Source organism: Zoogloea sp. (genome assembly GCF_041908905.1).
Lineage (GTDB): Bacteria > Pseudomonadota > Gammaproteobacteria > Burkholderiales > Rhodocyclaceae > Zoogloea.
The window spans coordinates 1-20,726 of record NZ_JAYREK010000047.1 but is presented as its reverse complement, the minus strand read 5'-3'; the positions used below and the strand labels follow the sequence as shown (position 1 = coordinate 20,726).

Sequence of the window (20,726 nt, the reverse complement as noted above, 5' to 3'; positions counted from 1 at the left end):
CTCCCGGCGGGGTGGCGCCGGGAGCGCACGCGACTTACGGGTGGTCGTGGTCCGCGTCGGCGTGGTCGTCCATGTCCAGCGGCCACAGCTGGTGGGCGTCGAGGAGCAGGCGGTAGCGGGACTCCCGCGCGTCGAGCTGGGCCAGGCGCGCGGCCAGCCGGGCCTCGTGGGCCAGGCGGCGGGCGTTGAGGGTTTCGGCGAGGGTGCCTTCGCCCAGCTGCCAGGCCCGCTCGCTCAGGTCGGCGCTGCGGGTGAGGGCCGCGGCAGCGCTCTGCTGGCCTTGCCAGCCGGCGTAGGCGGCGCGGGCGCGGCGATGCAGGGCGGCGGCCTCGGCCTCGACCCGGCGCCGCACGCCAGCCTCCCGGTGGGCGCTGACCTGCACCGCGGCGAGGGCAGCGTCGGCGTCGGCGCGGCGCCCGGCGCCGGGGAGCGGGATGCTGAGGCTGACCCCGAGCACGCGCTCCTCGCCGTCCCGCTCGCGCATCATGTTGACACCCACGCTGGGGTCGGGGCGCCGTTCGGCGTCGGCGCGGCTGGCGCCGATGCGCGCCCGGGCACTCTCGGCGCGGGCGACGCCGAGCTCGTGGTTATGTTCGAGGATCGCCTCGATCCAGCGGCCGGCATCCGCATCGATCGGCTCGGGGGCGGGCTCGGGCACGCTGGCCGGCAGGGTGAGGGCCGGGTAGAGCCGGCGCAGGCTCTCGGCGGCCACCTGGCTGCGGCCGAGGGCCTGGGCGAGCTGGGCTTCGGCCTGGGCCAGGGCGGCGTCGGCCTGCAGGGCTTCGAGGCGGGGCGCGTCGCCGAGCTCGACCCGGCGTCTCACCACGCCGGCCTGGCGGCCGAGAATGTCCCGCTGGCGGCGCCACTGATCGGCGGCGGCTTCCTCGCGCAGCCAGTCGAACCAGCCGGCCAGCAGGGCCCGGCTGGCCTCGTGGAGGGCGTCGCCGCGGCTGATCCTGGCGCTGGCGATGCCGGCGGCGCCGAGCTGGCGGTCGAGCTCGGCCTTGCCCGGCAGGCGCAGGGCGCGCTCGATGCCGACGCCCCACTCGTTGTAGCGTTCGCCCGGGCTGGGTCGCACGCGGCGCTGCTGGTCCGAGAAGCGCAGCGCCCACTCGTGGGTGCCGGCCTCGAGGCGCCGGCTGCGGGCCTCCTCGACCTCGATCTGGGCGCCGGCGGCGCGCACCATCGGGCTGCCCGACAGGGCGTCGATGACCTCGGTCCGCATCGGCAGGTCGGGCGCATCGGCGGGGGCCGCCCGCCCGGCGAGGGGCAGGGCGGCGATCAGGGTGACCGCCAGATGCAGGGCGTGGATCAGGGGGCGGACCTTCATGCGAGCCTCCCGCTGGCGATCGCCGGGACCATCCAGAAGAACACCCGGCTGGTGGCGAAGCGCTCCCGCAGGAGGGTCAGCAGGGTGTCGGCGTCGGGCCGGGGAACGACCATCTGCACCCGCGAATAGGCCGCGCGGCCGCGTACGTGCTCGGCGGTGCCGATGAAGTGGACCCGCTGGCCGTGCCCCTCGACAGCCTGGGAGGTGAAGCCCGGGGCGAGGTCGGGGTGCTCGAGCAGGGTCTCGAGGAGGGCGTCTTCCACGTCCACGGGCATGACGAGGGTCAGTACGACGGATTCGGATTCAGGGCTCATCAGGTGGATTCCGGGTTGGCGACGGCGGCCGGGGCGAGGCCGAAGCGCCGGTAAAGAAGAGGCAGCAGCAGCAGCGTGAGGGCGGTGGCGCTGACCAGCCCGCCGATCACCACGATGGCCAGCGGGCGCTGGACCTCGGAGCCCGGGCCGGTGGCAAAGAGCAGCGGCACGAGGCCCAGGGCGGCGATGCTGGCGGTCATCATCACCGGGCGCAGGCGGCGGCGGGCGCCCTCCACCACGACTTCGGCGATGGGCATGCCGCGGGCCTGCAGCTGGTTGAAGTAGCTCACCATCACGACGCCGTTGAGCACCGCGATGCCGAGCAGCGCGATGAAGCCCACCGAGGCCGGCACTGACAGGTATTCGCCGGACACCGCCAGCGCGAACACGCCGCCGACCATCGCGAAGGGCACCATCGCCAGCACCAGCAGGGCCTGGCGCACCGAGCCGAAGGTGGAGAAGAGCAGCACGAAGATCAGCCCGAGGGCGATCGGCACCACCACGCCCAGGCGGGCGGCGGCGCGCTGCTGGTTCTCGAACTGGCCGCCCCACGCGAGGCGGTAGCCGGCCGGCAGCGGCACCTTGGCGGCGACGGTGGCGCGGGCCTCCTCGACGAAGCCGACCAGGTCGCGGCCGCGCACGTTGGACTGGATCACCGCGTAGCGCTGGGCGTTCTCCCGGTCCACCTTGACCGGGCCGTCCACCCGCTCGATCTTCGCCACGCTGGAGAGCGGCAGGCTGCTGCCGTCGGGGGTGGTGATGCGCAGCGCGGCGAAGGCGGCCGGGTCGCGCTGCAGGCCGGCCGGGCCGCGGATCAGCAGCGGCACGCGGCGGGTCGATTCGATCACGGTGCCCGCCACCTGGCCTTCGAGCAGGCTGCGCAGGGCGTGCTGCACGTCCTCGACGTTGAGGCCGAAGCGGCCGGCGGCGAGGCGGTCCACCTGGATGCGCAGGTATTGCACGCCCTCGTTGCGGATGGTGATGGTGTCCTCGGCGCCGGGCACCGTCTTCACCACCGCCTCGATCTCGCTGGCCAGGCGGTTGAGGGTGGGCAGGTCGGGGCCGTACAGCTTGATCGCCAGGTCGCCGCGCACGCCGGTGAGCATCTCCGAGACGCGCATGTCGATGGGCTGGGTGAAGGTGAGGGCGACGCCGGGGAAGTTCTCCATGGCCCCGCGGAGCTGGTCGGCCAGCCAGTCCTTGTCGGGTTTGCGCCATTCGTTGCGGGGCTTGAGGACGAGGAAGGTGTCGGTCTGGTTGAGACCCATCGGATCGAGGCCCAGCTCGTCGGAGCCAGAGCGGGCGACGACGGTCCTGACCTCGGGCACCGCCTTCAACACCGCCTGCTGCACGGCCAGGTCGGTGGCGATGGTCTGGGTGAGGCTGATCGAGGGCAGCTTCTCGAGCTGCATGATGATGTCGCCTTCGTCCATCGTCGGCATGAAGGCCTTGCCCAGCACCAGGTAGGCGCCGGCGGCGGCCACCAGCGAGGCGCCGGCGATGCCCACCATCAGCCGGCCGCGGGCGAGGGCAAAGGCGAGCAGCGGCGCGTAGCCGGCCTGCAGCTTGCGCACCAGCCAGGGCTCGTGGGCGTGGCCGCGCTTGAGCAGGTAGGAGGCCAGCACCGGCACCACGGTGAGCGACAGCAGCAGCGAGGCCGACAGGGCGAACACGATGGTCAGCGCCACCGGGCTGAACATCTTGCCCTCCAGGCCCTCGAGGGTCAGCAGCGGCAGGAACACGATGACGATGATCAGGATGCCCGAGGCCACCGGCGCGGCCACCTCGCGGGTGGCGCGGAAGACCAGGTGCAGCAGCGGCTGGCGGGCCGCGGCGCCGCCCTCGGCGAGCTGGGTCTCGACGTTCTCGACCACCACCACCGCCGCATCGACCAGCATGCCGATGGCGATGGCCAGGCCGCCCAGGCTCATCAGGTTGGCCGACAGGCCCACCGCGCCCATCGCGATGAAGGTGGCCAGCGCCGCCAGCGGCAGCATCAGGGCCACCACCAGCGCGGCGCGCAGGTTGCCCAGGAAGGCCAGCAGCAGCACCAGCACCAGCACGATGGCCTCGAGCAGGGCCTTGGAGACGGTATGCACGGCCCGCCCGACCAGCTCGCTGCGGTCGTAGAAGGCTTCGACGCTGACGCCGGGCGGCAGCTGGGGGGCCAGCTCGGCGAGGCGCTGCTTGACGCCCTCGACCACCTTGCCGGCGTTGGCGCCGCGCAGGCCCAGCACCAGGCCCTCGACGGCCTCGCCTTCGCCGTTGCGGGTGACCGCGCCGTAGCGGGTGAGGGCGCCGATGCGCACCTCGGCCACGTCGCCGACCCGCACGATGCCGCCGGGGCCGCCCTTGAGCACGATGGCACGTACGTCGTCGAGGGTCTGGATGGCACCCTCGGCGCGCACCAGCAGGGTCTCCTCGCCTTCGCTGAGGCGGCCGGCGCCGTCGTTGCGGTTGTTGGCCTGGAGGGCGGCCTGCAGCGCGCCGAGGGTGAGGCCGCGGGCGGCCAGGGCAGCCGGGTCGGGGCTGATCTCGAAGCTGCGCACTTCGCCGCCCAGGCTGTTCACGTCGGCCACGCCGGGCACGGTGCGCAGCTGCGGGCGGATCGTCCAGTCGAGCAGGGTGCGCTTCTCCTGCAGCGAGATCGGCCCCTCGATGGTGAACATGAACATCTCGCCCAGCGGGGTGGTGATCGGGGCGAGGCCGCCGCTGGCGCCGGGGGGCAGGTTGCCCATCACGCCGGCCAGGCGCTCGCCGACCTGCTGGCGAGCCCAGTAGATGTCGGTGCCGTCCTCGAAGTCGAGGGTCACGTCGGCCAGCGCGTACTTGGAGGTGGAGCGCAGGATGCGCTGGTGCGGGATGCCCAGCATCTCCTGCTCGATGGGCACCGTGATGCGCGACTCGACCTCCTCCGGCGTCATGCCGGGGGCCTTGATGATCAGCTTGACCTGGGTGGTGGAGACGTCGGGGAAGGCGTCGATGGGCAGGTTGTTCCAGGCCCGCAGCCCGGCGCCCACCAGCAGCAGGGTGGCCACCAGCACCAGCAGGCGCTGGGTGAGGGAGAGCTCGACGAGGCGCGACAGCATGTCAGCGCCCCATGCCGAGCAGGTTGGCCTTGAGGGCGGCGATGCCCGCGGTGGCGATGGTGGCCTCGGCCGGCAGGCCGTTCACCAGCAGGTTGTCGCCGACGCGGCCGGCGGGCTGGACCGGAGTCGCCCGATAGCCGCTGGCCTTGCCCTCGGTGGCGGCGACGAAGACCCATTGCTTGCCTTCGTGGTGGAGCACCGCCGCGGCGGGGACCTGGACCGCGCTGCCCGCGGCGGCCTTGCCGACGTCGAGGTCGACGGTGGTGGCCTGGCCCGGGCGCAGGCTGTCGGCGCCGCGGGTGACGAGGCCACGCACCAGCACGCTCTGGCTGGCCGGGTCGACGGCGCGGCCGACGGCGATCACCTCGCCGCTGGCGCCGGTGGAAGGGATGCGCAGCGCGGAGCCCGCCCGCAGCTGGCTGGCGATCGCCAGCGGCGCCTGGATGTCCACCGACAGGGGGTCGAGGCGGGCGATGCGGTAGAGGGGGGCCGATTGCTCGACGCGCTGGCCGACGCTGGCCTGCTGCTCGAGCACGCTGCCGGCGATCGGCGCGACGAGGGACAGGGTCTGGCCGCCGCTGTGCTGGGCGAGGCGCAGCTCCTGGGCGCGCTCGGCGGCCTGGGCGGCGCTCTGGGCGGCGTTGGCGCGGCTGGCCTGGAGGCGCGACTCGGCGATCAGGCCTTCGCGGAAGAGCTGCTCGTCACGCTGGAGGCTCTGGCGGGCGAGGGCGGCCTGGGCGTCGGCCTGGATGCGGTCGCGCTGGAGTTCGAGGGCCTGGGGGCTGGACAGGCGCACCAGCACCTGGCCCTTGCTGACGTTGAGGCCGGGCGCGGTCTCGAGGCTCTCGACGATGCCCGCCAGCGGCGCGGCGATCACGCGCACCTGGCTGTTGGGGATGCTGACGGTGGCCGGCAGGCCGGTGGCCGCAGCCTTGCCGCCTGCGCCGACACGCTGGCTCTGGATGCCGAGGGCCTGGGCCTGGGCCGGTGTCAGCGGCACGAAGCGGGCATCCTGGGCCCGGGCGGAGGTCACGACCAGCAGCGCGCCCAGCAGGGCGGGCACGACGGAGCGGAGGGGGACGTGGGGCGGCATGGGGGGTCGAGCAAAAGGCGAAGTTGCAATTATGAGGCTTCGACGATTAAAACTGTCTTAAGCGGCAGCCCGCGGGGCCAGCCGCTGCGCCTGGATGCCCCGGCGGGGCGGGCAGTGATCTGGCGAGGGTTCCGCTCGTGTACATTTGTCAATTTGCATTGCGCGGGTGGGGGCCGGAGGCCGTTCTGGCAAGCTGCCGGCAATGGGTTGTATCGATCGTTCCCGCGCGGTACCCCGGGGTTTTCCGGGGCACGGCATCATCGCAGCATCCTTTCTGGAGAGTTCCTGTCATGATTTTTCGCATCTCCCCCAAGCGGGTTCTTCCCGTGCTCCTCGGCCTTGCCTCCGGCCTGGCCGGCGCCGCCTGCGTGCCGGTCGCCGGTGTCGTCAAGCTGATGCCCGACGACGCTTGCCAGGTGATCGGCGCCAGCCCCGTGAAGGAGGGCTTTACCGGCCAGTGCTTCAGCGTCCAGCTCCGGCTGGTGGGCTTTCCGGTGGCGACGGGCCACGCCGGCCTCACCAGCGAGGCGGTCGTCGGCATGATCCCCGGCGCGGGCGCCACCGCGACCCCGGCCTTCGTGCCCCAGGCCGGCACCACGGACGCGCCGCGTCAGCTGATCCAGACGGCGCGCACGGTGGTCACCCTGGGCGAGAAGGCCCGCGCCACCACGCTCTACACCGACGACGTCGTCGTGATGCAGATGGTCCCGACGGCTGCCGGCCTGGTGCCGGGCGCGGTGACCGAGCAGATCGTGATCCGCGACACCAACAGGAAGGGCGCCTATGCCAACGTGACCGGCCACCTGGCGGTGCTGGGCAACAGCATCGGCCAGAACGCGGCGGTCGCCGGCCAGCTGTGTACCCGTTGATTCGCCCGGCGGGCGCCGGCCCGCGCCCCTGAAGCCTCCGACGCCCCGCAAGGGGCGTCGGCCTGTGCACGACCGCCACCGGGCGCCTCCACGCGGGGGCCGTGGGGGAGGGCGGCCTGCCGGACCGGTATTTCGCCAGGGCTCCACCCCACCGATCGGTGATCCAGGTGCGGAGGATTTCACATGGAATTGACACAGGACGTTTTGCTTATCGAAACAAGCTGCTAGAATGCGAAGCACATAGGCAAACTGCAGGCAACTGCAGGACGCAAAGCCACGGGTCCTCCCTCCAGAGGATAGCCGGGTTGCCCGACACGCTCCTCGTGTCGGTTCTCGAGACGCTTTGCGTACGCCTTTGTGATTAGCCCACGACTAACGCAAGGGATTGACGATGAAGCGCTCTCTCACTGCAGGCATCCCCGCCGCACGCTCCCGCTACCCGATCACGGCCACCGTCTCGTCCTCCACCCGGGAGGCGCAGTCGCGTTCCATCCGCGCATCCGGCCCGTGCTCCGCCGGTGCGCCGCACGCCGCCGTGACCCGGGTTACGGTCGCGCATCAATCCCCCGTCAAGGTCGTCCCGGATCTGTCGTTAGTACATGCAGCAAGTGGTGACGATGTGTCCCGCGAGGCGGCCCGGTGTTCCGCCGGGCCCGTCCGGGCGCATCAGGACCGGAGGCGCACTGTGCAACGCAAGAAAATTCAGGGATTCACCTTCGTCGAGCTGATCGTGGTGGTGGCTGTCGCGGCGATTCTGATGGGAACCGCCGTCCCCTCGTTCACCTCGCTGATGAATTCCAACCGGCTCGCGACCCAGGCCAACGACCTGCTGGGCGCGATCATGATCGCCCGCAGCGAGGCGATCCGGCTCAACCGGCGCGTGATCCTGTGCAGCAGCGACGACGGCGTCAACTGCGCCACCGCGACCAGCCGCTGGAACGGCTGGCTCGTCTTTGCCGACAACGACCGCGACGACGTTCCCGACAGCGGCGAAGTGCTGCGGACCGGGACGATCTCCCCGGCGACCGTGATGGTGCAGGGCAGCTCGCGGATCTCCGGCCAGGGCAACCGCATCCGGATGGGGGCCGACGGGCTGGTCCGCGCGGCGACGGGTTCGTCCGCCGCCCTGCTGCAGGCCAGGCTGTCGGTCTGCATCGTCGGCACCGCGCCGCAGCAGAACACCCGCGAGATCCGTATCGGCGCAGGCGGCCAGGCGCAGATCGTCGCCGTCGACAACAGCGGCACCTGCCCCGTGCCGTCGAACGCCTGAGCCACCCAGCGCAACATCGGTCCGATCATGAAAAAGATTTCTCCTCGCAAGACGCAAAAGGGTGCCGGGCTCATCGAAGTGCTGGTTTCCATGCTGATCCTGTCCACCGGCCTGCTCGGCATGGCGGCGCTGCAGACCGTGGCCCTGCGCAACGGCCAGAGCGCCCAGTCCCGCTCGATGGCGGGCATCCTCAGCAACTCGATCACCGACGCCATGCGCGCCAACGTCACCGCCGCGCGCGGCGGCGCCTACAACAGCAGCTCCTGCACCGTCAGCACCGCGACGAGCACCTCCCTCGCCGACGACGACATCAACGCCTGGCTGAGCTCCCTCAAGCGCACCATCGGCCAGAGCGCCTGCGGCATCGTGGCCTGCCAGGGCGGCCAGTGCGACATCACGGTGCAGTGGGTCGATTCGCGTACCGGCTCCACCTCCACGGCGGGCGGCTACGCCGTCACCACCCGGGTCCAGTTATGACACGTCGCCGCCTCCCCGCCGTTCCCGCCCGGAGCGCGCGAGGCCATACGCTGGTCGAGATGATGATCGCGCTGGTCCTCGGGCTGGTGCTGGTGGGCGGCGTCTTCGTGGTGTTCATGGGCAGCCGGGCCTCGTTCAAGACCTCGGACAACCTGTCCCAGCTGCAGGACTCGGCGCGCATCGCCTTCGCCGTGATGGGGCGCGAGATCCGCGAGGCGAGCGGGACGGGGTGCGGCAACGGCGGGCGGGCCGACAACGGCATCGCCCGGCGCAACGAGAGCGTTCTGAACGCGGCTCAGTCCGCCACGCCGGCCTGGTGGAGCCAGCTCGGCGCCGGCATCCAGGGCTTCGAGTCCAGCCAGGCCTCGCCGGCCGTGGCCATCGGCACCGCCCAGGGGCAGCGCCGCGCCGACACCGACGCGCTTCAGCTGGCCGGGGCCTTTGGTGCCGGTTTCAGCGTCGACCAGCACGACGGCACGGCAAACCAGTTCAAGCTCAACACCAGCGCGTCCGGCCTCACGGCCAACGACGTGCTGATCGCCTGCGACTACCGGCAATCGACGGTGTTCAATGCATCCACTGTCTCCGGCAGCACCATCAGCTACGCCGCGGGCACCGCGCCCCGCGGCAACTGCGGCACTGCCCTGGCCTACGACGTCAGCGGCACCTGCTCGACCCAGAGCTACCAGTTTGATCCGCTCGTCTCCCGCGTGACCCGCTTCGGCGCCTCGACCTGGTACATCGGCAACGGCTCCAGCGGCCGTCCCTCGCTTTACCGGGTCTTTCTGGACGGCGGGCCGGAGGAGATCGCCCAGGGGGTGACCGACATGCAGGTCCGCTATCTCACCGATGGCGCCACCGGCTACGTGGACGCCACGGCCATCACCGACTGGACCACCGTCTCGTCGGTTCGCGTGACCCTGACCTTCGAGAGCTACGAGGCCGGGGTGACCACCGATACCACCGGCGAACGGCGCCTGAGCACCACCACCACCAACACCATCGCCCTGCGCAACCGAATGCCATGACCCGGCCCTCACACCGCCAGCGCGGCATCGCGCTGATCGCGTCGATGCTCATCCTGATCATCATCACCCTGCTGGGGCTGTCGTCGATGCGCAGTGCCGGGCTGCAGGAACGCATGAGCGGCAACCAGTACGACCGCAACGTGGTGCTGGAGGCCGCCGAGGCGGCGCTGCGGGAGGGCGAGGCCATCGCCGCCGCGCCCCTCACCATCCCCGCCAGCTGCACCAACGGCCTGTGCCCGCGCCCGGTCGCCGGCGCGACGGACCGCTGGCTGGACACCAGCTTCACCGCCTGGCGCGCGGCCACCAGCACCAACTCGAAGCTCGTCACCGCCCAGTTCATCATCGAGGACATGGGGCCCCAGCCGGTGGATGGCACCTGTCACCTGCAGATTCCGGTTGAGCCGACCTGTCTCGTGCCGTTATATCGGGTCACGGCCCAGGCCCGGGCGACCAATGCCCGGGGCACCATCGTGACGCTGCAATCGAACATCCGCCAATAATCGGAGCCCCTCATGAGAACTTTGCCCTGTCGCTCGGCTGGCCTGCGATCGAAGCTGGCCCTGCTGCCGATGGCCGTGGCCCTCGCGCTGGCCAGCCCGGCGGGCCACGGCGCCGTCGATCTGCCCGCTGCGCCGCTGCAGTCTGCGGCGGCGATCCCGTCGAACATCCTGTTCATGCTCGACGATTCGGGGAGCATGCAGTTCGAGATGATGCCCGACGAGATAACCTGGGCCTACTCGGATGGTTATGTCCTGCGCAACGTGATCTATCTTTTCCCGCCACCCACCGCCCAGTACGGCGCGGACAACTACTACTACGGCCTCCCGTCCTTCGACGACAACAACTACTACAACTACTTCTGGCGTTCGTCGGCGAACAACTCGATCTTCTACGACCCGACGATCACCTACGTTCCCTGGGTCAAGTACGACGGCTCGTCCTACGGCAATGCGTCGCCATCGGCGGCGTACTACAACCCGGCCAACACCGTTGCCGGCACCCTCAACCTGACGGCCCGTAGCACGGCCAGTTTCAATTTCACCTACACCGGGGCCCAATGGATCACCGGGAGCAAAGGGTCGCTCTATCTCTGTTCGACGAACAACTGCTCGCAGACGTACTGGCCGATCACCTTCTACATGTACAAGGGCACGGGCGACAAATCGCTGGCCAGCAGCTACTTCAAGTACCAGATCCAGGGGACGACCGGCTACAAGACCGACCTGAACGGCGGGACGCCGACGGCGGTCACCAGTTTCACCTGGGGGTCGGTGACACGCACGGTCGCCGAGGAGACCCAGAACTTCGCCAACTGGTTCTCCTACTACCGCTCCCGCGTGAACGCCGCCAAGGCCGGCAGCAGCATCGCGTTCTCGAAACTCGGCACCAACTACCGGGTCGGTTTCAGCACGATCAACACCGACACGCTGGGCAATGCGATCCCGACCTCGGGCACCTTCGATGGCACCAATCGGCAGAACTGGTTCAGTGCCCTGCTCGGCGCAACGATCCCGCCCCAGGGGACGCCGCTCAAGGAGTCGCTCAAGCGGGCCGGCGAGTATTTCAGCCGAAGCGATGATACCGGCCCCTACGGTCCGGCCCCGCAGCTCTCGTGCCGCCGCAACTTCACGATCCTGACCACCGACGGCTATTACAACCCGCCGGACCCCGCCCTCAACTTCGCCGACGAGGACAGCACCGCCGGTTCGACGATCACCGGCCCGGGGGGGCAGAGCTACCAATACGCGCCCGCCCGGCCCTACCTCGACAACTACAGGGACACCCTGGCCGATATCTCGATGTACTACTGGAAGCGGGACCTGCGCACGGATCTCGCCAACAATATCCGCACGACCAGCAGCAATCCGTCGTTCTGGCAGAACATGAGCACCTTCACCCTGTCCCTCGGGCCCCAGGGCACGCTCACGCCACCCCCTGCGAGCCCCAACGACCTGGCGGCGCTGACCGGCGGCAGCAAGGTCTGGCCCGACCCGACCAGCGCGCCCGCCGCCAAGATCGACGACCTCTGGCACGCCGCGGTGAACGGCCGCGGCAGCTTCGTTGCTGCCAAGAACCCCAGCGAGTTCGCCGACGGCCTGGTGGCCGCGCTCAATACAATCGGCGAGTCCGGCGGCGCCTGGAACGTGGCCCTCACCTCCAACACCGTCGAGACCGACGGCAAGGTCTTCGTGGCCCGCTACGACGGCAGCTGGGGCGGCGACCTGTGGGCGGTGGGCTACAACAGCGCGGGCAACGTTAACACCACCAGCGACGGCACGCCGATCCCGGTCTGGAAGGCCTCCGCGCAACTGCCGGCCGCGGCCGACCGCAAGATCTTCACCTGGAAGAACACCGGCAGCGGTGGCACCCCCTTCCTCTACACCAACCTCAGCGCCGCCAAGCAGACTGCCATCGGCAGCGCCGACGTGGTGGACTTCATCCGTGGCGTCACCACCAAGTCGGTGGCCAGCGGCGGCACGCTCCGCAATCGAACCTCCCTGCTGGGCGACATCGCCAACCCCGCGCCGGTGTACGTGAAGGCCTCGAACACGGTGTTCGCGGCGGCCAACGACGGCATGCTGCACGCCTTCAACGCCTCGACCGGCGCCGAGCTGTTTGCCTACATCCCGGGCGGCGTCAATTTTGCCGACCTCAACGCCTTCTCCAGCCCGACCTATTCCCACAAGTTCATCAACGACGGCGAGATCGCCGTCTCCGACCTCGCCGCCACCGGCAAGAACATCCTGGTGGGTTCCCTCGGCCGCGGCGGCAAGACGGTCTATGCCCTCGACGTCACCACCCCCTCCAGCTTCGGCGGCAACAACGTGTTGTGGGAGTTCACCGACACCGACCTCGGCAACACCCTCGGCAAGCCGGTCATCGTCAAGCTCAACACCGGCGACTGGGCGGTGATCATCGGCAACGGCTACAACAGCACCAGCGAGCGGGCCTTCCTGTTCGTCATCAACCTCAACACCGGCGCGCTGATCAAGAAGATCGACACCGGCGCCGGCTCGTCGTCCGCCAGCAACGGCCTGGCCACGCCGGTGGGCTTCGACCAGAACGGCGACGGCAAGGTGGACCTGGTCTATGCGGGCGACCTGCTGGGCAACTTCTGGAAGTTCAACCTCAGCGGCAGCACTACCACCGCCTGGACCGGCACCTCGATGTTCGTGGCCAAGGATGCCAGCAGCAATGTCCAGCCGATCACCGGCGGGCTCTCCATCGCCATCGACCCCACCACCAACAAGCGCTGGGTCTTTGGCGGCACCGGGCGATACCTGTCCAATGCCGACGTCTCCAGCAAGGCGGTGCAGAGCTGGTATGGCCTGATCGACGACGGCACCACGATCAGCTCCCGGGCCTCGCTGCTCCAGCGCACTCTCAACGCCGAGTCGGCCCAGGGCAGCTACACGACGCGCACCTTCTCGGCGGCCGCCACCAACGACATGGTCGGCAAGAAGGGCTGGTACGTGGACCTCACCCCGGCCGGCGTGGCCGCCGGCGAGCGGATCGTCTCGCGCAGCCAGTACTCGGCCGGCGTGCTGTACGTCAGCAGCATCATCCCGAGCTCCGACGTGTGCGCCTCCGGGGGCAGCGGCTTCGTGAACGCGGTGGATGCCTTCAGCGGCGCGAACCTCGTCAAGCCCTTCTTCGACATCAACAACGACAAGCTCTTCACCGACGCCGACAAGAAGTCGGAGGGCGGCAAGCTGGTGTCCGCCGGTTCGATCCGCACCACCGGCATGATCGGCGAGCTCAACGTCAAGAAGGTCAGCAGCGACCAATCCACCGCCCAGACCTGCGACACCACCGGCGCCTGCAAGGGCCTGCCCAACCTCAACCTGCGTGCGCTCACCGGGCGCATCTCGTGGCGCGAGATCGTCACCGAGTGAGGCCGTCCATGAAGGAAGACCCGACCATGCGTGATCCCTTGCGGCGGCGCCAGCGCGGCGTGACGCTCATCGAACTGCTGGTGGCCGTCGTCATCGTCGGCATCCTGGGCATGATTGCCTATCCCAGCTACACCAGCCACCTCGTCAAGAGCCGGCGCGCCCAGGCCACCGCCTGCCTGCAGGAGGCCGCCCAGTACATGGAGCGCTTCTACACCACCAACCTGCGCTACGACCAGACCGCCACCACGTCCATCGCCGTGAGCCTGCCCACCACGGCCTGCATCCAGGACCTCAACGGCCGCTACGTGCTGTCGATCGCCAGCGTCAGCGCCAACGCCTTCGCGCTCAAGGCTACGCCCCAGGGCGCCCAGGCCACCGCCGACACCCAGTGCGGCACCCTCGGCCTCAGCCAGGCCGGCACCAAGACCATCACCGGCACCGGGACGGTGGCCGCCTGCTGGTGAAGGTCGATGGCAGGCGTGCCGAGGCCGTTTGCCGACCGGAGGAGGGTTCCCGCACGCGCCGCATGAAGGTTTGCACCGGTGTCGAAGGTTTCGCACGGCGTGCAAGGCTTCTCGACACCCGCGCCGAGGGCTTCGTGATGCATGGAAAGATTCTCGACGCGCGTGCCGAAAATGATGTGACGCGTGTGGAGACTGTTTGCATGCCTGTGTAAGCCTTCATCATAGTAAAAACCCTTGGTCGCAGAAGTGCGATCAAGGGTTTTTACTATGATGAGAACCAAGGCAGCGTTGCAAACGATGATTGCAGGCCTGCAATCATCTTTGCGCCGCTTCACAAGGCCCTCGCGTGCCGGATCGGCTTCTGCCATTGGTCCGAATCAGGCATTGCGACCCGGGGGAGGTGTTCCCCCGGTCGCGTAGCGCGCCTCGGCCTCAGTAGATCTCCCGCGTCTCCAGGAACTTGATGTCCGGGAAGCGTTCCTGGGCCATCTGCAGGTTGACCCGGTTGGGCGCCAGATAAACATAGTCGCCGTTGCCGTCGAGGGCCATGTTGGCGGGGGATTTGTCGGCCAGCGCCTTGAGGTCGGCGTCGCTGCCGCGCAGCCAGCGGGCGGTCGCGTAGCTGCAGGACTCGAACATCACGTCCACGCCATACTCGAACTCGAGGCGGTGGGCCACCACGTCGAACTGCAGGGTGCCGACGGCGCCGAGGATCAGCTCGTTGGTGGTGGTGGGGCGGAAGAGCTGGGTGGCGCCCTCCTGGGCGAGCTGCTCGAGGCCCTTCTGCAGCTGCTTCATCTTGAGCGGGTTCTTGATCTGGGCGCGGCGGAAGTATTCCGGCGCGAAGCTCGGGATGCCGGTGAACTGCAGGTCCTCGCCCTCGGTGAAGGTGTCGCCCAGGTGGATGGTGCCGTGGTTGGGGATGCCGATGATGTCGCCCGCCCAGGCCTCGTCGGTGGTGTTGCGGTCCTGGGCCATGAAGGTGATGGCGTTGTTGATGGCGAGGCTCTTGCCGGTGCTCACCTGCTTGAGCTTGCCGCCGCGCTCGAAGCGGCCGGCGCAGACGCGGATGAAGGCGATGCGGTCGCGGTGCTTCGGGTCCATGTTGGCCTGGATCTTGAACACGAAGCCCGAGAACTTGGGCTCGATGGGCTCGACCATGCGGGTCTTGGCCGGTCGGGGCAGCGGGGCGGGGGAGAGGTCTACCACCGCGTCGAGCAGGCTCTGCACGCCGAAGTTGTTCACCGCCGACCCGAAGAACACCGGGCACTGCTTGCCCTCGAGGTAGGCCTCGCGGTTGAAGGTGTGGGAGGCGCCACGGACGAGTTCGATGTCCATCCGCAGCTCGTCGGCCTGCTCGCCGATCACCTCGTCGAGGCGCGGGTTGTCGAGGCCCTGGATGATCTCGGAGGTGCCCTTCTCGGCCTGCGGGTCGAAGAACTGGATGGTGTCGGTGTAGAGGTGATAGACGCCGCGGAAGCGCTTGCCCATGCCGATCGGCCAGGTCATCGGGGCGCACTGGATGCCCAGCACCGACTCGATCTCGTCGAGCAGCTCGATGGGCTCGCGGCCCTCGCGGTCGAGCTTGTTGATGAAGGTGACGATGGGGGTGGCGCGCAGGCGGCAGACGTTGAGCAGCTTGATGGTCTGGGCCTCGACGCCGTTCACCGAGTCGATCACCATCACCGCCGAGTCGACGGCGGTGAGGGTGCGGTAGGTGTCTTCGGAGAAGTCCTCGTGGCCCGGGGTGTCGAGCAGGTTGATGACGCAGTCGCGGTAGGGGAACTGCATCACCGACGAGGTCACCGAGATGCCCCGCTGCTTCTCGAGCTCCATCCAGTCGGAGGTGGCGTGGCGGGCGGCCTTGCGGGCGCGGATCTCGCCGGCCACCTGGATCGCGCCGCCGAACCACAGCAGCTTCTCGGTCAGCGTGGTTTTACCCGCGTCGGGGTGGGAGATGATCGCGAAGGTGCGACGGCGGGCGATTTGCTGGACGGCGGCGGTCATGGGCGGGCGCGGTGGAAAGCGGGAAAGGGCGCGATTATACAAGGCCTTGCTGCGTTGCCGCAGCCCGGGGCACGGGGAGGCGCCGGGCCCGCCGCGGGGATGGCCCGAGGCCGCCCCCGGGCGCGCGGAGCCCGGCGCGCACCTGCCGCCCGTGCCCCGCGCACGGGTAGCCGGCTAGGGCATCCGCAGCAGTCCCCTGGCCTGCAGCCGCTCCAGGCTCCAGTCCCCGCCAAGCAGGATCAGGCGGGTGTTGAGGTCGTCGCGCAGGGCGGGGGCCGGCTCGGCGCCCAGGTAGTGCATCCGCCGCTGACGCAGCGCGACATAGCCGAGCTGAAAGCGGCGCCCCAGGGCCAGCCACAGGGCGTGGGCACCCGCCGACTGGCGGGCGCCGCTGACGAGGCACAGGCCTTGCCCCAGGCCCCATTCGTACACCGCCGTGGCGATGCCGCGCCGCTGGTAGGCAGGGGCGTAGCGGGAGTGGGGCGCCCGCACATGGGGGTCGGTGCGGCGGTCGACCTCGATCAGGCGGTTGAACACGGTGTAGCCGGCCAGGCAGCCGCGGGCGGTGTCCTCGACATACACGTAGTGCTCGCCGTCGGCCTCCCGATGGCGCCACACCAGCCCGGGCCGGGGGCCCGGCCGCGCGGTGCAGGCGGCGAGGGGGTCGGCGGCGGTGTGGAGGCGCCGGTAGAGGGTGTCGAGTTCGCTTTCGATGCTCTCGTCGGGGCGCTGCACGTCGATGCGCAGCGCCATCCACGGGGGCAGGCAGGCGAACAGGTCGCCCAGGCGGGGCAGGGAGGGAAGGGCCAGGGCAGGCATGGGCGGGCTCCTCACGCCACGGCGGGGCCGGCCCACCAGCCGCTCATCAGGCCCGCGGGTTTCTCCGGCGCGCTGACGCGGGCGCTGCTCTCCCAGGCATCCACCTGCACGTCGAGGCCGGCGAACACGCCGTAGCCGTCGCCGGCGCGGATGCCCTCGCCGGCCCACAGGCTCTCGCCGGCCCGGATGGCGCCATCGGCCTGGATCAGTCCGCCGGCCCGGATGCCCCAGCCGGCCTCGACGTGCATGGCGCAGTGGATCGAACCGCCGACGGCGATGCCCTGGCCGGCCCGCAGCTGGGCCTGGGCCGAGAGCTCGCCGCCCACCTGCAGCCCCTTGGTGCAGCGCAGGTCGCCTTCGCTGTGCAGGTCGAGGCCGATGAAGGCGTTGCCGTCGAGGCGCAGCCGCCCGGCGCAGTGCAGGCCCCAGCCGGTGCGCAGCTCGCCGCCGCAGCGCAGGTCGCTGGCCGCTTCCACGCCCCAGCCGGTCCGCAGGTCGCCGGCCACCGTCATGCGGCCGCCGGCCCTCAGCTGGCCTTCGACCCGCAGGTTTCCGCCGACGATCAGCTCGCCGCCGGTGCGCAGGCCGCCTTCGATCCGCAGGTCGCCCCCGACGTGCAGCTTGCCTTCCACGTCCACGTTGCCGCGCACGTGCAGCGTGCCCGCAAACACGAGGGCGTCCGCCCCGATCTCGTCCACGACCCGCAGCTCGCCGGTGGGGCCGAACTGTTCGAGCAGCCAGCAGGCGTCGCCGACCCGGCCGGCGGCGACCATCGTGTCGATCAGCTCCTGGTAGTTGCCGCCCTCGTCGAACTGGCGCACGAACCAGCGGAATCCATTGGTGCACGGGCGCTTGGCCCGGACGAAGCTTTTTGTAAGAACCATCACATCACCCATCATCAGCAGACAGCCGTGCCACGCCTGGCGTGGCGCTCTGCAGCCCGGGCGGGGAGGGCTCCGAAGGGAGATGTTTTCGCGCTCCGGGCGTGGCCGGGAGCCGGGTCGGCGCGAGGGCGCCGGGAGGCGAAAAGGAGGGGGTGGGGCCTTCCCCGCATGGGCTGCACGTTGAACAGGGCACGCAGGACGCGCCCTGGGCAAGGTGCCGTGCGGGGTGGCCTGGGATCAGTCCCGGTTCCGGCCCCGCACGGCCCGGGAAAGCACGGCCGGAGACCCTGTGACCTTGAAGGCCAGCGTCAGCCCGATGCCGGGCTGGCGTGACGGGGTCTGCCGTCTGCCGGGCAGCCGACCGCCCGCGTCGTGGGACGCGCTGGCGCAAGTGTCGGGGTGCGGCATGGGGAGCATCGGGGGCAGACCAGATGGAGAAGTGCCTCGATTATAGGCCAGACAGCCGGCCGCCGGTCGGGCGCGGCGCGGTGAACGAAAAAGGGGCGACTCGCCGCCGCCCCCTTGCTGCGCGCGGACGGATCAGCCGCGGCGCATGGCGTCGAAGAATTCTCCGTTGCTCTTCGTCGCCTTGATCTTGTCGAGCAGGAACTCCATCGCATCGATGTCGTCCATGCCGTACAGCAGCTTGCGCAGCACCCACACCTTCTGCAGCACGTCGGACTTGAGCAGCAGCTCCTCGCGGCGGGTGCCGGAGCGGTTGACGTTGATGGCGGGGTACACGCGCTTCTCGGCCATGCGGCGATCCAGGTGGATCTCCATGTTGCCGGTGCCCTTGAATTCTTCGTAGATCACGTCGTCCATGCGGCTGCCGGTGTCGATCAGCGCGGTGGCGATGATGGTCAGCGAGCCACCCTCTTCGACGTTACGGGCGGCGCCGAAGAAGCGCTTGGGCTTCTGCAGGGCGTTGGCGTCCACGCCACCGGTGAGCACCTTGCCGGAGGCAGGGATCACGGTGTTGTAGGCGCGGGCCAGGCGGGTCAGCGAGTCGAGCAGGATCACCACGTCCTTCTTGTGCTCGACCAGGCGCTTGGCCTTCTCGATGACCATCTCGGCCACCTGCACGTGGCGGATCGCCGGCTCGTCGAAGGTGGAGGCAACCACCTCGCCCTTCACCGAGCGCTGCATTTCGGTGACTTCCTCGGGACGCTCGTCGATCAGCAGCACGATCACCACCACGTCGGGGTGGTTGGAGGTGATCGAGTGGGCGATGTGCTGCAGCATCACCGTCTTGCCGCTCTTCGGCGGGGCCACCAGCAGGCCGCGCTGGCCCTTGCCGATCGGCGAGATCATGTCGATCACGCGGGAGGTGATGTTCTCCTCGCCGCGGATGTCACGCTCGAGCTTGAGGCACTGGTTGGGGTGCAGCGGCGTGAGGTTCTCGAAGAGGATCTTGTGCTTGGCGGCCTCGGGCGGCTCGAAGTTGACCTTGTCCACCTTCACCAGCGCGAAGTAGCGCTCGCCTTCCTTGGGGGTGCGGATCTCGCCCTCGACGGTGTCGCCGGTGTGCAGGTTGAAGCGGCGGATCTGGCTGGGCGACACGTAGATGTCGTCGGTGCCGGCCAGGTAGGACGTGTCGGGGGAGCGCAGGAAGCCGAAGCCGTCGGGCAGCACCTCCATCACTCCGTCGCCGAAGATCGGCTCACCCTTCTTGGCGCGGTTCTTGAGCAGCGCAAAGACCAGTTCCTGCTTGCGCAGGCGGTTGGCGCCTTCGATTTCGTTGGCAATGGCCATTTCGAGCAATTGGCCGACGTGGAGAGACTTGAGCTCCGAGAGTTGCATGGTGGGCGGGGGTGGGGGAAGAAGGGAAGGAGGCGGTGGGGAAACGGGCTCAGGGCTGGCGCGGATTCGCTACAGCGGATACAGCAGCAGAAGTGCTCGGACTGTATGGGTGGGTGTCTTGCTCTGGCGCACCGCCCGGCGTTGGCGCCGGGCGGCGGTGTGTCAGGGCCGGGCGGGTGGATGCGGCCCGCCCGCCGGTATCACAGGTGGCTGTCGATGAAGGCGGCCAGCTGGGACTTGGACAGGGCGCCGACCTTGGTGGCTTCGATGTTGCCGCCCTTGAACAGCATCAGGGTCGGGATGCCGCGGATGCCGTACTTGGCCGGGGTGTCCTGGTTCTCGTCGATGTTGAGCTTGGCCACCTTGAGCTTGCCGGTGTATTCCTTGGCCACTTCATCGAGGATCGGTGCAATCATCTTGCACGGACCGCACCACTCGGCCCAGTAATCGACCAGCACGGGGCTCGAAGACTGCAGAACCTCGGCTTCGAAGTTCGCGTCGGTGACGTAATGGATATGTTCGCTCATGATTCCTCGCGTTCAGGGATGTTCGGAGTTGTTGTGGGGAAGGGTGCGTTTCCGGAGGGGCCGGAAAGGAGATGACCCGCACAACCAGATACGGATTTGCGGATGCTATCCAATAATCTCCGGCAAGAAAAGCGCTTTTCATGGTGCGCGCTCGCCATGCGTCACGATCTGTGGTAGCCATGGCACACCCGGCGGGCGTTCGCCGGCCGTTCCGTCCGGGTGCCGGGGTGGAGCGGCGGACCGGCGGATGGGGTATATTCGGCGCCATCAACCCCCCTCAACACACTATGCGGCCGGGCGCTGCCCCGGTTGCCCCATAAAACAGAGACAGGAGCACGCCATGACCTACGTCGTCACCGAAAACTGCATCCGCTGCAAGTACACCGACTGTGTCGATGTCTGCCCGGTGGACTGCTTCCGGGAAGGGCCGAACTTCCTGGTGATCGATCCGGAGGAGTGCATCGACTGCACCCTCTGCGTGGCCGAATGCCCGGCGGAGGCGATCTTCGCCGAAGATGACGTGCCGGCCGGCCAGGAGGCCTTCATCGCCCTCAACGCCGAGCTGGCCGCCAACTGGAAGCCCATCGTCGAGCGCAAGGACCCGCCGGCCGACGCCGACGAGTGGCGCGGCGTGAAGGACAAGCTGAAGTTCCTCGAGCGCTGAGCGCCTCCCGGGCATCCGGCCCGCACCGTGGCACCTCCCGATCGCCCTCCCGCCGGAGGGCGATTTTCTTTGGCTATGTCACCGTTGCCTGTGGAACCGTACCCCCTGCAATCTGTCTGAATATACAGTTTTGCTGCAATCAGGAGGGTGGCGATGAAACCGCTTGATTTCAAACATATCCTGCAATCGCTGGTG

At 69.2% G+C, this 20,726-nt stretch carries 17 protein-coding genes and 1 riboswitch; of the genes, 8 read left to right on the top strand and 9 right to left on the bottom strand.

Annotated features, from left to right (window positions below):
- Positions 1-34: 34 nt before the first annotated feature.
- The 4 genes from ACE3OU_RS17185 to ACE3OU_RS17170 are packed head-to-tail and all read right to left on the bottom strand — an operon-like array spanning position 35 to position 5,826.
- Positions 35-1,330, bottom strand: coding sequence for a TolC family protein (locus ACE3OU_RS17185; RefSeq protein WP_374242774.1), 1,296 nt, complete (start codon positions 1,328-1,330; stop codon positions 35-37).
- A complete protein-coding gene (locus ACE3OU_RS17180) occupies positions 1,327-1,644 on the bottom strand; it encodes a DUF3240 family protein (RefSeq protein ID WP_374242773.1) in 318 nt (105 codons plus the stop codon). Before ACE3OU_RS17180 ends, ACE3OU_RS17185 begins: the two co-directional genes overlap by 4 nt.
- Positions 1,644-4,733 carry an efflux RND transporter permease subunit gene (locus tag ACE3OU_RS17175; protein ID WP_374242772.1) on the bottom strand — a complete coding sequence of 1,030 codons (3,090 nt, stop codon included), beginning with the start codon at positions 4,731-4,733 and terminating at the stop codon, positions 1,644-1,646. The genes ACE3OU_RS17180 and ACE3OU_RS17175 overlap by 1 nt, the downstream gene beginning before the upstream one ends.
- A 1-nt stretch (position 4,734) precedes the next feature.
- Complete coding sequence (locus ACE3OU_RS17170) at positions 4,735-5,826, bottom strand: efflux RND transporter periplasmic adaptor subunit (RefSeq protein ID WP_374242771.1); 1,092 nt, start codon at positions 5,824-5,826, stop codon at positions 4,735-4,737.
- Between the two features lie 290 nt (positions 5,827-6,116).
- On the opposite strand from ACE3OU_RS17170, the gene ACE3OU_RS17165 reads away from it, so the two are divergent.
- The 7 genes from ACE3OU_RS17165 to ACE3OU_RS17135 all read left to right on the top strand — a co-directional run bounded on the left by ACE3OU_RS17165 (position 6,117) and on the right by ACE3OU_RS17135 (position 13,830).
- Positions 6,117-6,695, top strand: coding sequence for a hypothetical protein (locus ACE3OU_RS17165; RefSeq protein ID WP_374242770.1), 579 nt, complete (start codon positions 6,117-6,119; stop codon positions 6,693-6,695).
- A 233-nt stretch (positions 6,696-6,928) separates the two neighbouring features.
- Positions 6,929-7,008, top strand: a riboswitch (cyclic di-GMP riboswitch).
- A gap of 372 nt (positions 7,009-7,380) precedes the next feature.
- Positions 7,381-7,965, top strand: coding sequence for a GspH/FimT family pseudopilin (locus ACE3OU_RS17160; protein ID WP_374242769.1), 585 nt, complete (start codon positions 7,381-7,383; stop codon positions 7,963-7,965).
- Positions 7,966-7,992: 27 nt separating this feature from the next.
- Positions 7,993-8,442 (top strand): type IV pilus modification protein PilV, encoded by a 450-nt coding sequence (pilV, locus tag ACE3OU_RS17155; protein WP_374242768.1) that lies wholly within the window; start codon positions 7,993-7,995, stop codon positions 8,440-8,442.
- Positions 8,439-9,470, top strand: a complete 1,032-nt coding sequence (locus ACE3OU_RS17150; protein ID WP_374242767.1) for a PilW family protein — start codon at positions 8,439-8,441, stop codon at positions 9,468-9,470. Before pilV ends, ACE3OU_RS17150 begins: the two co-directional genes overlap by 4 nt.
- On the top strand, positions 9,467-9,970 hold the full coding sequence (locus tag ACE3OU_RS17145) for a PilX N-terminal domain-containing pilus assembly protein (protein ID WP_374242766.1): 504 nt from the start codon (positions 9,467-9,469) through the stop codon (positions 9,968-9,970). Before ACE3OU_RS17150 ends, ACE3OU_RS17145 begins: the two co-directional genes overlap by 4 nt.
- 12 nt (positions 9,971-9,982) lie before the next feature.
- Entirely contained in the window at positions 9,983-13,366 is a 3,384-nt protein-coding gene (locus tag ACE3OU_RS17140; protein ID WP_374242765.1) for a pilus assembly protein, read from the top strand.
- A gap of 26 nt (positions 13,367-13,392) precedes the next feature.
- Positions 13,393-13,830 carry a type IV pilin protein gene (locus ACE3OU_RS17135; RefSeq protein ID WP_374242764.1) on the top strand — a complete coding sequence of 146 codons (438 nt, stop codon included), beginning with the start codon at positions 13,393-13,395 and terminating at the stop codon, positions 13,828-13,830.
- Positions 13,831-14,262: 432 nt separating this feature from the next.
- On the opposite strand, the gene ACE3OU_RS17130 is transcribed toward ACE3OU_RS17135, so the two are convergent.
- The 5 genes from ACE3OU_RS17130 to trxA form a co-directional block, all read right to left on the bottom strand.
- Positions 14,263-15,837, bottom strand: a complete 1,575-nt coding sequence (locus tag ACE3OU_RS17130) for a peptide chain release factor 3 (RefSeq protein WP_374242763.1) — start codon at positions 15,835-15,837, stop codon at positions 14,263-14,265.
- Between the two features lie 174 nt (positions 15,838-16,011).
- Positions 16,012-16,656 (bottom strand): hypothetical protein, encoded by a 645-nt coding sequence (locus ACE3OU_RS17125; protein WP_374242762.1) that lies wholly within the window; start codon positions 16,654-16,656, stop codon positions 16,012-16,014.
- A gap of 11 nt (positions 16,657-16,667) precedes the next feature.
- Positions 16,668-17,540, bottom strand: a complete 873-nt coding sequence (locus ACE3OU_RS17120; RefSeq protein WP_374242761.1) for a hypothetical protein — start codon at positions 17,538-17,540, stop codon at positions 16,668-16,670.
- Positions 17,541-18,080: 540 nt separating this feature from the next.
- Positions 18,081-19,340 carry a transcription termination factor Rho gene (gene rho / locus ACE3OU_RS17115; protein WP_374242760.1) on the bottom strand — a complete coding sequence of 420 codons (1,260 nt, stop codon included), beginning with the start codon at positions 19,338-19,340 and terminating at the stop codon, positions 18,081-18,083.
- Positions 19,341-19,540: 200 nt separating this feature from the next.
- Positions 19,541-19,867 (bottom strand): thioredoxin TrxA, encoded by a 327-nt coding sequence (gene trxA, locus ACE3OU_RS17110; RefSeq protein WP_374242759.1) that lies wholly within the window; start codon positions 19,865-19,867, stop codon positions 19,541-19,543.
- Between the two features lie 340 nt (positions 19,868-20,207).
- Here trxA and fdxA point away from each other — a divergent pair, with 340 nt between their 5' ends.
- Positions 20,208-20,531 (top strand): ferredoxin FdxA, encoded by a 324-nt coding sequence (fdxA, locus tag ACE3OU_RS17105; protein ID WP_374242758.1) that lies wholly within the window; start codon positions 20,208-20,210, stop codon positions 20,529-20,531.
- Positions 20,532-20,726: the final 195 nt, after the last annotated feature.

Coding starts and splice junctions, on each gene's coding strand:
- ACE3OU_RS17185 (WP_374242774.1), bottom strand. CDS start 1,330: ATGAAGGTCCGCCCCCTGATCCACGCCCTGCATCTGGCGGTCACCCTG.
- ACE3OU_RS17180 (WP_374242773.1), bottom strand. CDS start 1,644: ATGAGCCCTGAATCCGAATCCGTCGTACTGACCCTCGTCATGCCCGTG.
- ACE3OU_RS17175 (WP_374242772.1), bottom strand. CDS start 4,733: ATGCTGTCGCGCCTCGTCGAGCTCTCCCTCACCCAGCGCCTGCTGGTG.
- ACE3OU_RS17170 (WP_374242771.1), bottom strand. CDS start 5,826: ATGCCGCCCCACGTCCCCCTCCGCTCCGTCGTGCCCGCCCTGCTGGGC.
- ACE3OU_RS17165 (WP_374242770.1), top strand. CDS start 6,117: ATGATTTTTCGCATCTCCCCCAAGCGGGTTCTTCCCGTGCTCCTCGGC.
- pilV (WP_374242768.1), top strand. CDS start 7,993: ATGAAAAAGATTTCTCCTCGCAAGACGCAAAAGGGTGCCGGGCTCATC.
- ACE3OU_RS17150 (WP_374242767.1), top strand. CDS start 8,439: ATGACACGTCGCCGCCTCCCCGCCGTTCCCGCCCGGAGCGCGCGAGGC.
- ACE3OU_RS17145 (WP_374242766.1), top strand. CDS start 9,467: ATGACCCGGCCCTCACACCGCCAGCGCGGCATCGCGCTGATCGCGTCG.
- ACE3OU_RS17140 (WP_374242765.1), top strand. CDS start 9,983: ATGAGAACTTTGCCCTGTCGCTCGGCTGGCCTGCGATCGAAGCTGGCC.
- ACE3OU_RS17135 (WP_374242764.1), top strand. CDS start 13,393: ATGCGTGATCCCTTGCGGCGGCGCCAGCGCGGCGTGACGCTCATCGAA.
- ACE3OU_RS17130 (WP_374242763.1), bottom strand. CDS start 15,837: ATGACCGCCGCCGTCCAGCAAATCGCCCGCCGTCGCACCTTCGCGATC.
- ACE3OU_RS17125 (WP_374242762.1), bottom strand. CDS start 16,656: ATGCCTGCCCTGGCCCTTCCCTCCCTGCCCCGCCTGGGCGACCTGTTC.
- ACE3OU_RS17120 (WP_374242761.1), bottom strand. CDS start 17,540: ATGGTTCTTACAAAAAGCTTCGTCCGGGCCAAGCGCCCGTGCACCAAT.
- rho (WP_374242760.1), bottom strand. CDS start 19,340: ATGCAACTCTCGGAGCTCAAGTCTCTCCACGTCGGCCAATTGCTCGAA.
- trxA (WP_374242759.1), bottom strand. CDS start 19,867: ATGAGCGAACATATCCATTACGTCACCGACGCGAACTTCGAAGCCGAG.
- fdxA (WP_374242758.1), top strand. CDS start 20,208: ATGACCTACGTCGTCACCGAAAACTGCATCCGCTGCAAGTACACCGAC.